At 37.2% G+C, this 14,513-nt stretch carries 15 protein-coding genes; 8 read left to right on the top strand and 7 right to left on the bottom strand.

Annotated elements, in window-relative coordinates; genetic code table 11:
• Positions 1-178: 178 nt before the first annotated feature.
• The 6 genes from sapF to pspF all read right to left on the bottom strand — a co-directional run bounded on the left by sapF (position 179) and on the right by pspF (position 6,800).
• Entirely contained in the window at positions 179-988 is an 810-nt protein-coding gene (sapF, locus tag CBE70_RS02960; RefSeq protein ID WP_023582326.1) for a putrescine export ABC transporter ATP-binding protein SapF, read from the bottom strand.
• A complete protein-coding gene (gene sapD / locus CBE70_RS02965) occupies positions 978-1,979 on the bottom strand; it encodes a putrescine export ABC transporter ATP-binding protein SapD (protein WP_088495738.1) in 1,002 nt (333 codons plus the stop codon). The genes sapF and sapD overlap by 11 nt, the downstream gene beginning before the upstream one ends.
• Positions 1,979-2,872 (bottom strand): putrescine export ABC transporter permease SapC, encoded by an 894-nt coding sequence (gene sapC, locus CBE70_RS02970; RefSeq protein ID WP_100158140.1) that lies wholly within the window; start codon positions 2,870-2,872, stop codon positions 1,979-1,981. The genes sapD and sapC overlap by 1 nt, the downstream gene beginning before the upstream one ends.
• Positions 2,859-3,824, bottom strand: a complete 966-nt coding sequence (sapB, locus tag CBE70_RS02975) for a putrescine export ABC transporter permease SapB (RefSeq protein WP_100158141.1) — start codon at positions 3,822-3,824, stop codon at positions 2,859-2,861. The genes sapC and sapB overlap by 14 nt, the downstream gene beginning before the upstream one ends.
• Before the next feature lie 3 nt (positions 3,825-3,827).
• Positions 3,828-5,513, bottom strand: coding sequence for an ABC transporter substrate-binding protein SapA (gene sapA, locus CBE70_RS02980; RefSeq protein WP_100158142.1), 1,686 nt, complete (start codon positions 5,511-5,513; stop codon positions 3,828-3,830).
• 291 nt (positions 5,514-5,804) lie between these two features.
• The gene (pspF, locus tag CBE70_RS02985; protein ID WP_100158143.1) at positions 5,805-6,800 is read right to left on the bottom strand and encodes a phage shock protein operon transcriptional activator; all 996 of its coding nucleotides are present in this window, start codon (positions 6,798-6,800) and stop codon (positions 5,805-5,807) included.
• Positions 6,801-7,014: 214 nt separating this feature from the next.
• Here pspF and pspA point away from each other — a divergent pair, with 214 nt between their 5' ends.
• The 8 genes from pspA (at position 7,015) to tyrR (ending at position 13,771) form a co-directional block, all read left to right on the top strand.
• Positions 7,015-7,683, top strand: coding sequence for a phage shock protein PspA (pspA, locus tag CBE70_RS02990; protein ID WP_072062534.1), 669 nt, complete (start codon positions 7,015-7,017; stop codon positions 7,681-7,683).
• Positions 7,684-7,719: 36 nt separating this feature from the next.
• A complete protein-coding gene (gene pspB / locus CBE70_RS02995) occupies positions 7,720-7,950 on the top strand; it encodes an envelope stress response membrane protein PspB (protein ID WP_069369279.1) in 231 nt (76 codons plus the stop codon).
• Entirely contained in the window at positions 7,950-8,306 is a 357-nt protein-coding gene (pspC, locus tag CBE70_RS03000) for an envelope stress response membrane protein PspC (protein WP_100158144.1), read from the top strand. The genes pspB and pspC overlap by 1 nt, the downstream gene beginning before the upstream one ends.
• Positions 8,307-8,425: 119 nt before the next feature.
• On the top strand, positions 8,426-8,680 hold the full coding sequence (locus CBE70_RS03005) for a peptide permease (RefSeq protein WP_232797337.1): 255 nt from the start codon (positions 8,426-8,428) through the stop codon (positions 8,678-8,680).
• Positions 8,661-10,055, top strand: coding sequence for a YcjX family GTP-binding protein (locus tag CBE70_RS03010; RefSeq protein ID WP_100158145.1), 1,395 nt, complete (start codon positions 8,661-8,663; stop codon positions 10,053-10,055). The genes CBE70_RS03005 and CBE70_RS03010 overlap by 20 nt, the downstream gene beginning before the upstream one ends.
• The gene (locus CBE70_RS03015) at positions 10,052-11,095 is read left to right on the top strand and encodes a YcjF family protein (protein ID WP_100158146.1); all 1,044 of its coding nucleotides are present in this window, start codon (positions 10,052-10,054) and stop codon (positions 11,093-11,095) included. The genes CBE70_RS03010 and CBE70_RS03015 overlap by 4 nt, the downstream gene beginning before the upstream one ends.
• A gap of 537 nt (positions 11,096-11,632) precedes the next feature.
• Positions 11,633-12,052: a hypothetical protein gene (locus CBE70_RS03020; protein WP_232797338.1), complete on the top strand. Its 420-nt coding sequence runs from the start codon at positions 11,633-11,635 to the stop codon at positions 12,050-12,052.
• A 153-nt stretch (positions 12,053-12,205) separates the two neighbouring features.
• On the top strand, positions 12,206-13,771 hold the full coding sequence (tyrR, locus tag CBE70_RS03025) for a transcriptional regulator TyrR (RefSeq protein ID WP_100158147.1): 1,566 nt from the start codon (positions 12,206-12,208) through the stop codon (positions 13,769-13,771).
• Positions 13,772-13,837: 66 nt separating this feature from the next.
• Here the strand turns inward: tyrR and tpx are convergent, their stop codons facing one another.
• Positions 13,838-14,341, bottom strand: coding sequence for a thiol peroxidase (gene tpx, locus CBE70_RS03030; RefSeq protein ID WP_100158148.1), 504 nt, complete (start codon positions 14,339-14,341; stop codon positions 13,838-13,840).
• Positions 14,342-14,513: the final 172 nt, after the last annotated feature.

Here is a 14,513-nt window from a genome sequence, read left to right on the forward strand (position 1 = left end):
GATAATAACATCATTCACAGTTTTATTTATCTGTTAGGTTATCACGCTTATTGTTAATAAACGTGGCTGATTCTACCACGACATTTGTAAATTTGTTTAATTTCCCTAGCACCTCCGAGGAGTTAAGGGAAAAGGGCGAAATAATGTGCAATCAACATTATGCTTATATTGTTTATACTTAAGTTAAATCTTGGCGCCAAGCTTCTGCTGTTAAGGCCTCACCAAAGTGACTAGCTACCAATCTTCGAGTAACTTCATGTAATGGTGATGCAAGCACTTCTGCTGTATTACCACGTTCAACGACTTCGCCATTATCCATCACTATGATTTTATCGCTAATATGTTTTGTCATGCCTAAATTTTGTGTCACATAAATATAGGCAATATCATGAGTCTCTTGCAGTTCTAACATCAAGTTTATAATTTGTGAGCGTAAAGACATATCCAGCGAAGCTATTGCCTCATCGGCAATAATGACTTGAGGTTGTAATATCAATGCTCGTGCAAGCGCAATTCGTTGGCGCTGACCTGATGCAAACATATGAGGATAATAGTTTGCATGTTCAGGTAAAAGACCCACTTGGCGTAATGTTTGATAAATTCGTTTCTCACGTTCAATTGCACTTAAGTCCGTATTCAGGCGTAAAGGGATCTCTAATGTTTGGCCAATACGCTGGCGCGGGTTTAATGAGTTAGTGGGATCTTGAAATATCATTCTAATTCGCTGGCTACGATAAGGGTAATCACCAAAAGTTAGTTGATGCCCATTAATAAAAATATCGCCCCCCGTAGGCTCTGTCACACCTGATAACATTCTCGCTAGTGTAGATTTTCCTGAACCATTAGCACCAATAATCGCCAAAGTTTGTTTGGGTTCTAGCGTAAAACTCACCGGTTTTACGGCTTCTAACTGCTGACGTCGAAATAATCCGGTACGATAGCGAAATGTTTTTGATAAATTTTTCACCTCAAGCAGTTTATCGAACATCAGTTGGCTCCACATTTAACGGAAAATGACAAGCCACGGCATGGTTTTTAAATAAACGTAACCGAGGTGCTTCAATACATTGCCGTTGCGCATAAGGGCAGCGAGGTCCTAAACGACATCCCACTGGTAAATGTTCAAGAGAGGGAATTGCGCCGGGTAATGTATTTAAACGGCTCTTATGTGCCAATGAGTTGGTAAAATCGGGAATAGAGCGGATCAATGCTTGAGTATAAGGATGATAAGGTGTCACTAATAACTCGTCAGGGGATGCTGTTTCGACGGTTTGACCACAATACATAACCGTAATTTTATTCGCTAATTTACTCATCCATTGCAAATCATGGCTAATCAACAAAATGGTCATATTGTTATTTTGATTAAGTCGAGTCAGTAAACGAAAGATTTGAGTTTGTGTTGCTGGCTCCATAGCGTTAGTCGGTTCATCCGCAATCAGTAATCGAGGCTGATTCGCAATAGCAATGGCAATCATTACTTTTTGGCATTCACCCTCAGTTAATTCATAAGGATAACTGCGCATAATGTCTTTGTGATCTTTAATACCTACACGGTGCAATAGTTCAATTGCGCGGCGTTTTCGCCAATGAAAGCGCTGCCACCAATGGCCTTTAAAAGTCCAGCCGGGAATTGCCTGTATAAGCTGCTGCTCAATTTTTGTAGCAGGATCAAGACAAGATTGTGGCTCTTGGAAAATCATTGAAACATTATGACCAATGACACGGCGTCTAGCTCTTGGTGATAATTTAAGTAAGTCGATATCATCAAAACGAAAACGATCGGCTGTTACACTGATATTATCTTTCGTAACGCCACAAATCGCTTTTGCAATTAAACTCTTACCCGATCCTGACTCACCAACAAGGCCTCTCACTTCACCTTCATTTAAGGTTATAGAAACACGATCTACCGCTTTTACTGGGCCATCGGGTGTCATAAATTCAATGGTTAAATTGCGTATATCTAATAAAGGCATTATTCAACTCCCTCATTTATTGCACGCTGTAAACCATCACCTAAAAGGTTCACCAGTAAAACGCTTATCATAATTGTGGCACCTGGAATTAAGACTGTCCAAGGAGCAACATATATTAACTCTAATGAATCACCTAACATTGCTCCCCATTCCGGAGAAGGAAGCTGGGCACCTAAATTGAGAAAACCTAATGCTGTAATATCAAGAATAGCAATTGAGAAGGCGCGTGTTAATTCAGAAACTAATACCGGAGTAATATTAGGCAGTACGGTATACCATAAAATGGAAATGTTCGATGCACCATCAAGTCGAGAAGCAATAACATACTCTTTATTTAATTCATCGTTAACAGCAGAGTAAATCATTCTGACTAAACGAGGTAACAGCGCCAGCCAAATCGCTATCATCGCGTGACCAAGACTTGTTCCAACAAAAGCCACAACAATAATAGCAAGCAATAGAGACGGAATTGATAACAGTGTGTCTAATATATGATTGAGAACGGCGGATTTTAAGCCATGGGTCATGCCTGCAAAACAACCGATAATTAATCCCATCAGTGTTGCTGCAAAAGTAACAATAAATGCACCACCAAAGGTCATGCTTGTACCAATTAAAATTCGGCTAAATACATCACGTCCTAAATCATCTGTACCAAAGAAATAAGAGACATTACCGTTTTGATACCAAGATGGTGGCGTTAGTTGATGGCCAAAAAATTGTTGGTCGAGTGCATAAGGTGCAATATAAGGGCCTATAATACTGAGCACTAAGAGAAAAAGAACGCCATAAAACCCTACCATTGAGATAACGTCCTTAGAAAAACATTGCCAGATCACCGCGGCGGGTGTGGGTGTTTTTTTCTCTTTATAAAATTGGCTATCTAAAGGCATATCCCACCTTGTGTTTCATTGGGTTGCTCATTGCGCCCACAATATCTGATAAAACGTTGACAATAATGACCATTGAACCCACCAACATTACGCCAGCTGAAATAGCAGAGTAATCTTGTTGACGGATTGCTGTAACTAACCAACGACCAAGCCCCGGCCAGTTAAATACAATTTCTGTCACCATAGTTAGTGTAAGCATAGTGGAAAACTGTAAGCCTAATTTAGGGATGATAGGGGGTAAAGCATTATGAAGAATATGGCGACGAATAATTGTAAAACGTGAGAGACCTCGAGTTGCGGCTGCTTTCACGTAGTTCTCTGACATAATTTCTTCCGTACTGTTTCGCATTAATCGAATAACTTCGGTTGTTGGTGCAATAGCCAGAGTTATTATGGGCAAAATTAGATGCTGTAATACGTTAATGATCATTTGTTGACGATAAGGTGAATCAGATAACCACGCATCTACTAATGCAATTCCTGTAATAGGTTGCAAGTTATAAAGTAAATCAATACGACCTGAAACAGGTAGCCAACCCAATTTTAGTGAGAAGAAAAGGGTTAACAGTAATGCAAGCCCAAATACAGGCACAGAGAAACCTAAGAGTGCGAAGTTACTGATAATAATATCGGCAGATTTATTACGCCAAACCCCTGCAATAATTCCAGCAGGAATACCTACAATAAGGGCAAAAAGAAAGGCTAATGTACAAAGTTCCATGGTAGCTGGAAGTGCTTCTACCAATTGTGTTTTGATAGGTTCACCATTGATAGAGGAAATACCAAAATCAAAATGGATCATATTATGGGCATAAAAAAAGTAAGCATCGGTGAGTGATGCACCACTTAACGGGGCATTGGGTGTGTAATAACTTAGGCTAAAGCTCACTAGCGACAAAAAGAACAGTGTCACAAGTAGTAAAAGCAATCGACGTATTGAATAAATAATCATGGATTATTTTACAGCCTCTTTCTTGTGATTTTGTTCATCTACTTCTGCCTCTCGATAAACACCAGCAAAAGACGCATTACCAAAAGTACTTAATACCAATCCTTTAATATCATAACGATATGCTTGCATACGTAAAGAGTTTGCTAAAGGCAACACTGGTAACTCTTGAGCAAGTATATCTTGAGCCTCATGATAATAGTCCATTCTTGAAGCAAGTTGCTGACTATAAAGCGCTTTTTTCAAAATATCATCAAAGTTAGGTAAACACCAATGACTTAAGTTAGTTTGTGAGCCAATTGCTGCACAGCTAAAAAGAGGACGGAAAAAACTATCAGGGTCGTTACTATCAGTTGACCAACCAGATAAGGTCATATCATGGGTACGATCCATCATACTCGTTTCTTGATATCGTCCTTCGATAGGACGAATACTCATTTGAATACCCACTTGCGCTAAGTCTGCTTGAATAAGCTCTGCCATTTTTAATGGGCTTGGGTTATAAGATTGTGAGGCACTAGGTACCCAAAGGTTTAATTTCAGCCCATCAAGGCCTAGCTGTTTAAGAATTTGTTTTGATTTCTCTGGATTGTATTCTGTAATTTTTGCACGGTTATCATAAGCCCAAGATGCACGAGGAAGCACTGATGCTGCTGTTTCTGCCGTACCATAATAAATAGATTCCATTAAACGTTCATTGTTAATGGCATAAGCAATAGCTTGACGTACTTTAAGATCATTTAGTGGTGGTTTACTGGTGTTAAAGGCTAAATAGGCGATATTCATACCAGAACGCAACGTTAATCTTAGTCGTGGATCATCACGCAAGACTTTTAACTGGCTTGCGGCAGGATAGGCTAAAACATCACATTCACCAGTGAGTAATTTAGATATACGGCCTGTACCACCTGCACCCATATCAATAACAATCTGTTGCATTTTGGGTTGGCCTTTCCAGTAATCTTTATTTCTAAATAAACGAACAAATTGCCCCGGTTGATATTCATCTAAAAAGAAAGGGCCTGTTCCTACTGGTTTCCAATCAAGCTGTGTTTGATCGCCTGATTTTTCTAAATTTTTGGCATATTCAGCAGAAAGAATCGGGGCGTAATGTGTTGCTAAATGCCATAAAAAAGAAGCATCAGGTTCTTTTAAGCTAAATTCTACTGTGTATTGGCCTAGTCTTTTTATCGATTGAATATTATTCGCAAAACTTAAGCTGTCAAAATAGGGATATTTCCCGCCATTAACTTGATTGAAGGGATTTTGTGGATCAATCATCCTTTCAAAACTAAAAATAACATCATCAGCGGTAAGTTTACGTGTTGGTGTAAACCAAGATGTTTGTTGAAAGGAGACATTCTTACGTAAATAAAAGCGGTATGTCGCGCCGTTATCTAACGTTTCCCATCGAGCTGCAATTTCGGGGATCAGACGATAAGTGTAAGGGTCAACATCTAAAAGACGGTCATAGAGCTGTGCAGCTAGAGGATCAATAATTAATCCACTACTTGATAACTGTGGATTAAAGGTATTTACACTACCATCAACACAATAAACAAAGCCATTTTGATTAATTGGAGTTGGCTCAAGCGTTATAGATGGTGCTTGTGTTTTTGGTGCTACATCCGCAATACAAACTGCGCTTGTAAAGGTGAGTAGCAAAGTACCAATAAATAAAATAGGGCGCATAAATAATGTCTTTTAGAGAAACGATTTTGCTATTGTAACTTAAAAAACTTTCTATCCCCAAATAGTCAAAAAAACAAAGTGAGAAAAATTCTCAATAAAATGCTTTACAAATGCTAATGATAAAGATTATCATCCGTATTGTCCTTCGGCGGTAAGAGGTTTTCCGCAGAGGGCACGACATTGCTCACATTGCTTCCAGTATTTTTTTACTAGCCAGCTCGGGTGCTGGCTTTTTTTTGCCTATTATTTATAAAATTCCCCATTAATTTTAAAACTATATTTATCAATAAATTAAGTTATTATTTGATGTTTTTTAATTAGCCCTCTAAATTGATCGTAACTTAGTGATAACTTTTCAGCCGCCTCTTTCTGGTTATATAAGCTCTCTTTTAATGCACCATTCACCAATTTTTTTTCTACATCATTTTGCCATTGGCGTAAATCCAACGGTAATGTAGGTAGTGAAAAATTTTCTTTAAACGATTTTTTTAATGCAGATGTTTTTGACGTTTGAAGACCAGCAAAGGGATCAATAATAATATTGGTGAGCACGTTATCACTGGTTCCATGACGATAAACTGAGCGTTCAACAACATTCTTGAGCTCACGAATATTACCTGGCCATGAGTAATCTAAAAGTACTTGGCACGCACTATCACTAAAACCAGGAAAAAAAGGTAAACCTAACTCTTGGCACATTGAGATAGCGAAATTTTCAGCAAGCAACATAATATCTGCACGTCGCTCTCTTAATGGTGGGAGCCTAATAACATCAAACGCTAATCTATCGAGCAAATCGGCACGAAATTTACCTTCTTCCGCCATTGCTGGTAAATCTGCATTAGTTGCGCAAATAAGCCTAACATCAACATGCAGAGATTGGCTGCCCCCAACGCGTTCTAAATGGCCATACTCAATGACGCGCAGAAGCTTTTCTTGCACCAGCATGGGGGCAGTCGCCAGTTCATCAAGAAAAAGAGAACCTCCATCCGCACGTTCAAAACGCCCTTGATGACGATTTTTAGCACCAGTAAAAGCGCCAGCTTCATGACCAAAAAGCTCAGAATCAAGTAAATTGTCATTGAGCGCAGAACAGTTGATTGAAATAAAAGGCCCTTGCCACCAAGGAGCAAGATAGTGTAATCGATGAGCGATCAACTCTTTACCTGTACCTCGTTCACCAATAATTAATACAGGCTTTTTTAATTGAGCAAGCGCTGAGGTTTGTTCTAATACATCAATAAATTGACTATCAACACCGATTATTGTCTCTAAATTCTCATTCATTGGTTAAATTCACCATATTGAGGTATTTTTCACCAGTCTATCAGGTGTTCGAAAAATAGGCGAATAATATAAATCACCTATTATTAATAGGTTAAGTGAATTTTAAAAGTTGGCACGCAAATTGTATTAACTAAAGTATGTCGGCGTTACGACAGTGCGCCATTATTGAAATAATTTAACGTCACTAATTAGCATAGCTATTAAGGATAACATCATGGGTATATTTTCACGTTTTGCTGACATTATTAATGCCAATATCGCTTCTTTATTAGATAAAGCGGAAGATCCTGAAAAAATGATCCGCCTAATGATCCAAGAAATGGAAGATATGTTAGTTGAGATCCGTACAACTTCTGCTCGTACTTTAGCTGAAAAGAAAGGACTAGAGCGCCGTATCGAACAAGCTGAAAAACAGATGAAAGATTGGCAGGATAAAGCTGAGTTGGCTCTTATCAAGGAAAAAGAAGATTTAGCTCGTGCAGCATTGATCGAAAAACAACGTGTAGCATCAGTTAATGACACATTGAAACACGAACTGATTATTATTGATGAAACGCTAACTCGTTTAAAAGGTGAAATTAGCGAATTAGAAAATAAGCTAACTGAAACACGCGCAAAACAGCAGTCTTTAGTTGTGCGTCATCAAGCTGCAAATTCATCTCGTCAAGTTCGCCGTCAATTAGACAGTGGTAAAATGGATGCAGCAATGGCACGTTTTGAGCAATTTGAACGCCGTATTGATCATATGGAAGGTGAGGCTCAAAGCTACGGGTTAGGTAAAGAGAAATCATTAGACCAACAGTTTGCTGAATTAAAAGCGGATGATGAAATTAGCGCGCAATTAGCGGCATTAAAAGCTAAAATCAATATCAATAAAGAGTAACAGCAAGCGTAATAACCATCTTATAAAGGATATGTAATGGGCTATATATTTCTGGGAATACCACTGACCATTTTTATTTTGTTTATTCTCCCTATCTGGTTGTGGTTGCATTATAACAGCCAGAAAGGCGGAGGTAATGTTCAGCTAACCCAACAAGAAATGCAGCGACTGAGCGCGCTGGTGGATAAGGCTCAGCAAATGCAGGAGCGCATTAAGACATTAGAACAAATACTTGATGCAGAACATCCTAACTGGAGGCAATCATAATGACGATGCAGAGCAAACAATTGTATCGCTTGCCACAAGAGGGCGTGATCCGTGGCGTATGCGCAGGCCTAGCCCATTATTTTAATATTCCTGTTTTACTTATCAGGGTTATTGCGGTGATTGCGCTGTTTGCTGGCTTTTTCGGTTTAACTATTGTTGCATATTTTGTCTTAAGTTTTTTTATGGAGCCAGCTCCTGCTAATTACCCGCAAGGTGAAGATCAGCAAGAGAGCTTAAAAGATATTTTAAGTGGGGTAGATAATCAATTGCTGCAAGGTGAAAAACGTTTACAACAAATGGAACGTTATATTACCTCTTCTACTTATCAGTTAAATAAACGCTTTCGAGATTTGTAATATTTTTGCCATTTAATCTGATAAGACGCTCCATTTTAGGAGCGTCTTTCTTTCAGTCCGTTTATCTTTTTCAACGCTTGTATTGTGAGATAATAAAATTTCTGATTGAGGAGCGTATTGTGAATTCCAATCAAGTATTCGTTTCTTTAAAAACAAATAAACTCGCCCAATTAGCCAAAAAAGGGTTAACATTTGGGTTAATGTTATTCACTTTATTTGGGCCAGCTGCGATCACCGGCGGTATATTAAAACGAGTAAGTAGCAAACCGTTACGTTGGCTGGTTCTATTGATAGCTGAACCTATTATCAAAGCAGGTTTTAATAAGCTATCGCGTCAAGTGTCTTGGGAGAAACATGAAACGCCTACAAAATGAACTTACAGCTTTTATTAATCGTGGTGTTGATAGACATCTTCGTTTGGCCGTAACTGGATTAAGTCGAAGCGGTAAAACCGCATTTATTACCTCTTTAGTTAATCAACTTATTAATGTGCATACAGGCGCGCGTTTACCGCTGTTTTCGGCTGCACGAAATAAACAACTACTAGGTGTAAAACGAATTCCTCAACACAATTTAAATATTCCTCGTTTTACTTATGATGAGGGAATGGAATCTCTTTATCATACACCGCCAAGTTGGCCAGTTCCTACAAAAGGGGTCAGCGAAATTCGTTTGCAACTACGTTATCGCTCTAATGAATCTTTAACTCGTTTTATAAAAGAAACATCTTCTCTTTATTTAGAAATTGTTGATTATCCCGGAGAATGGCTATTAGATTTACCTATGCTTGAGCAAGACTATTTTGAATGGTCAGAGCAAATGAATAAGGTCAATCGCCAAAGAATCTCACCAGAACAACATTGGCAATTACTCCTTAAAAAATGTGATCCTCTTGCGCCAGCTGATGAAACGTTATTAGCTGATATTTCCTCCGCTTACACTGATTATTTATTAGCCTGTAAAGAAGAAGGGCTTCATTTTATTCAGCCGGGGCGGTTTGTATTACCCGGAGAATTAGCTGGAGCACCTGTTTTGCAGTTTTTCCCATGGGCTGATTTACAAAAATACGATATTGCTAAATTAAAGAACGCAGATAAACGTACTAATATTGGTATGCTAAAACAGCGCTATGAATATTATGGACAGCATGTTGTAAAAGGCTTTTATCGTGATCATTTCCAAGGATTTGATAGACAAATTGTTTTGGTTGATTGTCTACAACCTTTAAATCAAGGTGCAGATGTTTTTAATGATATGCGCCAAGCATTAACACAATTAATGCGCAGTTTTCATTATGGAAAAAGAACCTTACTTAGACGCTTATTTTCACCTTGTATCGATAAACTTCTATTTGCTGCCACAAAAGCTGATCATATCACGGTTGATCAACATGAGAATTTAGTGTCATTGCTTCAACAGCTTATTCAAGATGCTAAACAAAATGCTATTTTTGAAGGGATCAGTATTGATTGCATGGGACTCGCTTCTATCGCGGCAACTGAAAGTGGAATTGTTGATCATCATGGCGAAAAAATACCCGCGTTAAAAGGTTTTCGTTTAAGTGATAACACACCATTACTGTATTTTCCCGGTGAGGTTCCTAAGCGATTACCTGAAAAATCATTTTGGGAAAAACAAGGGTTTAGTTTCGAATCTTTTAGACCGCAGCAAATATCAAGAGATAGTGCGGTTCCTCATATTCGTATGGATAGTGCAATGGAGTTCTTGTTAGGGGATAAATTAAAATGAATGAGCCATTAAAATCACGAATTGATTTTAAAGAGCCCATACTTCAAGAAGAAATCACCTTGAAAAAAGGTGTTGGCTTTAATGAAAATGAGCAATTTTTGCCTATTGATCCACAATTGGATGAAGAGAATGAAGGGCAATTAGAAGGCGATATTCAATCAATTTTAAAACCGAAAAAAAGTGTCTGGAAACGTTTATTAACGGTTGCGGGCACAATTTTAGGGATTAGTGTTATTGCTCAAACGGGACAATGGATTTATGACTCATGGATAAATTCTGACTGGATTGCGTTGGGTGCAGCCAGTGCAGGCGGGTTAATAGTTGTTGCAGGTATTGGGTCTGTTATAACAGAGTGGCGCCGTATTTATCGTTTACGCCAACGCGCAGATGAAAGAGATAAAGCAAAAGAGTTACTTTATAGCCATGCGATGGGGAATGGTCGCCCATTTTGTGAAAAACTCGCTAAACAAGCGGGTATTAGCTCACAACACCCTGCATTAATTCGTTGGCAAAGTGCATTGCACGACACCCATAATGACAAAGAAGTATTAGAACTTTATAGCCAACTTGTTCAACCTATTTTGGATAAACAAGCTAGAGCTGAAATTAGTCGTTCTGCCGCAGAATCAACTCTAATGATTGCTGTCAGCCCGCTGGCAATGGTTGATATGGCCTTTATTGGTTGGCGCAATATTCGTTTGATTAATCGTATTGCAGAAATTTACGGTATCGAATTAGGCTACTATAGTCGTTTAAAACTCTTTCGCCTTGTACTAGTCAATATCGCATTTGCGGGTGCGACAGAACTGGTTAGAGAAGTCGGAATGGACTGGCTTTCACAAGATCTTGCAGCACGATTATCAACAAGAGCAGCTCAAGGTATTGGCGCTGGTTTATTAACGGCACGCTTAGGAATAAAAGCAATGGAATTATGCCGTCCTTTACCGTGGATTGATGATAATAAACCTAAGCTAGGCGATTTTAGAAAAGAGCTAATTGGGAAATTAAAAAATACCATCGGTAGTAAGAAAAAAGAATAAATTATTATTTACACCTTTTAATTATTTTAAATAAAGGCCGTAGAAGTCTATTCTGCGGCTTTTTTGTATAAAGATTAGTAAGGTGTTTTTATATAAAATAGCCCTAATGATAAAGATGATAAAATATTATTTTAAAATAATGTACTGAATGATATAAAGTGTTTTTATAATTTTATTGCCAATAGCGTTATTGTTTTAATGAGAAACTATCGTGACAGAATACTTTTAAAAAGAGTAATTTTCCATAGCAATAAAAGTGTTGTAACTAATTGTATATAAAGATTAATATGTGTTTATCTAGTGAAATATCTGTAATTTTAATCATAATATTCCTTTTTTGAAAGAAAATAGTCTTGAGTTTAATGTAATAAATAGCGTTAAATGTCACCGCACGCAATGTGCCACAGACCTATTTTATTAACATATTTTCAAATATCTAATTTGTAAGTTATTAGTTATTTAATAAGTAGAGACGGATTTTTATTTATAAAGATTAAAAAATAGTTAATGAATAATTCTTCTAACAAGGTTAAAAAAATGAAAGAAATGCAAATGTCAGTAATAAAGAAACTCTCTAAACAAAGACGTAAACTCTATCTGAGTTCGGCATTTAATGTCTCAAATATTGATGGTCAACTCAGCATTTTAATTCCTATTCTTGGTGAGACAATTCGTGAGATCAAAAAGAGACAATACCAAAAGCAACCTAAGTCATTTCAAATAAAAGAAATATCCCAATTTTTTGAATACCTGACTGAGCCGGATAAGAAAGAAAGAGCAATAAATGCATTAGAATATCTCCTTTTTTGTTTTGATAATGGATGTAAAACTATCAAAAAGGTGATCCGCCGAGAATTAAGCCCTTTAGTAAAAGATGTCGAATATCTTATCGATTTTGAACTAAAAAAAATAATAAAAACCTCTTCATTTTCGTTATTCAGCTTTTTTAAAGCATAAATAATCTTGGTTAAAAATTAAGAGATTAATTTAGTTGTGTAAAAATAAATGCTAGTGGTGTCAACCTTTGCTGACAAGGCTCTTCATTTCGTTGATATTTATGTATAATATCTAGAATTAGTTCAGGGTCACTCAGTATTAAGAAGGTTTATAATGCGTTTAGAGGTCACTTGTGAAGATCGCATCGGGTTAACCCGTGAATTATTAGATCTTCTCGTATTAAAAAATATTGATTTGCGTGGAATTGAAATATTCCCGATTGGTCTTATTTACCTGAATTTTTCACAGATAGATTTTAATATATTTCAGACGCTTATGGCTGAAATAAGACGAATAGAAGGGGTTATTGATGTTCGCACTGTGGCATTTATGCCTTCAGAGCAAGAGCATCGTGCCATGTGGACGTTGTTAGAATCCGTACCTGCGCCAGTCTTCTCCATTAATATTAAAGGTCAGGTTAAACTGCTAAATCCAGCTACTCGCCATCTTTTCGGATTGGCTGTTGATGACAATACTGAAAAATCCTTTAATCAACTTATTCCTAATTTTAATATTCATCGTTGGTTAGAACAAAAAGATCCCCACGCCGAAATTATTCCTATCAATATAAAAAAACACAATTTCGATATGGAAATCGTACCAATTAAATTGGCTGATGATAATCAGTTTAACCATTGTGTTGGCGCTCTTATATTATTGAAATATTACGACGTTGTTCATGATCACTCAGTTTTAATTGTCAGTGATAATCAAGAGTTTGAAAAAATTATTGCCATTAGCCCTCAAATGAAACAATTGGTTGAGCGCGCAAAAAAAATGGCAAAAATGGATGCACCGTTATTATTAGTGGGTGACACCGGCACAGGAAAGGATTTGTTTGCTAAAGCATGCCATCTTCTTAGCTCCCGTTCAAGGTATCCTTTTTTAGGGCTAAACTGTGCTTCAATGCCTGATGACGTGGTAGAAAGTGAGCTATTTGGTTATGCGGCTGGCGCTTATCCTAATGCTATTGAAGGGAAAAAAGGCTTTTTTGAACAGGCGAATAGAGGAACTGTTTTACTTGATGAAATTGGTGAAATGTCACCTCAAATGCAAATCAAACTTCTACGTTTTTTAAATGATGGAACGTTTCGCCGTGTAGGTGAAGAGCATGAAGTTAACGTTGATGTTCGAATTATTTGTGCTACGCAAAAGAATTTATGGGAACTAGTTCAAAAAGGGTTATTTAGAGAAGATCTTTATTACCGTCTGAATGTCTTAACACTCACACTCCCGCCATTACGTGAAAGAAAATCGGATATTATGCCGTTAGCGATGCATTTTATTAATCAATATTGCCTTGAACAAAAAACGACGAAACCAGCTATATCTCCTGAATTGTCGGTTTATTTAACGCAATATGGTTGGCCGGGGAATGTACGTCAATTACGAAATACAATTTATCAAGCAATGGCTCAATTAATTGGAAATACTTTACGCCAACAAGATATTACGTTACCTGAGCATACCGCAGATGTTTTATTTGATGAGGATTTACTAGAAGGTTCATTGGATGAAATGACAAAACGCTTTGAAGCTTCGATTTTAACGCGTTTATATCGTGATTACCCAAGTACACGTAAATTAGCGAAGCGCTTAGGTATTTCTCATACTGCTATTGCGAATAAGTTAAGAGAATATAATCTTACGAATAAAAAAAGTGATAAGTCTGAAGATTAATTAAGTAGTAAGATTTTGTGCATAAAAAAATAGACGAGCATAAGGCTCGTCTATTTTTTATCAGTATTATTTCAGTGCTTTTAATGCATCATCATAATTTGGTTCAGTTGTAATTTCATCAACCAACTGGGTGTAGATAACAGTGTTATTTTCATCTAAAACAATCACTGCACGGCTTGTTAAGCCAGCTAATGGGCCAGATGCAATTGCAACACCGTAGTTTTCTTTGAATTCAGCGCCACGCATTGTCGATAATGTCACAACGTTATCTAAGCCTTCCGCGCCACAAAAACGCGCTTGAGCAAAAGGCAAATCAGCTGAAATACATAAAACAACCGTGTTATTTAATTCATTTGCAACTTTATTAAATTGGCGAACACTTGCAGCACAAACACCAGTATCTACACTTGGAAAAATGTTTAGAACTTTACGTTTACCTGCAAAATTCGCTAAAGAAACATCATTAAGATCTTTACCAACAAGAGAGAAATCTGCAGCTTTTTGACCTACTGCTGGGAAATTACCCGCTAGAGCCACTGCATTTCCTTGTAAAGTAACTTGATGTGCCATTGTTGTTCTCCTTTATTAGTTGTCAGACTAACTGTTATTAATACTCATTATTAACGATAATTCTCGTTAATGCTTAACCATTATTAAAATTTGCCATTATTGGCGTAGTCACCACTAAAAACATAAAAATTTATAAAATATTTGTAATCAGTGATTGTGCCTTTTTATCAGG

Origin of the sequence: Proteus columbae (assembly GCF_002777965.1) — a bacterium.
Lineage (GTDB): Bacteria > Pseudomonadota > Gammaproteobacteria > Enterobacterales > Enterobacteriaceae > Proteus > Proteus columbae.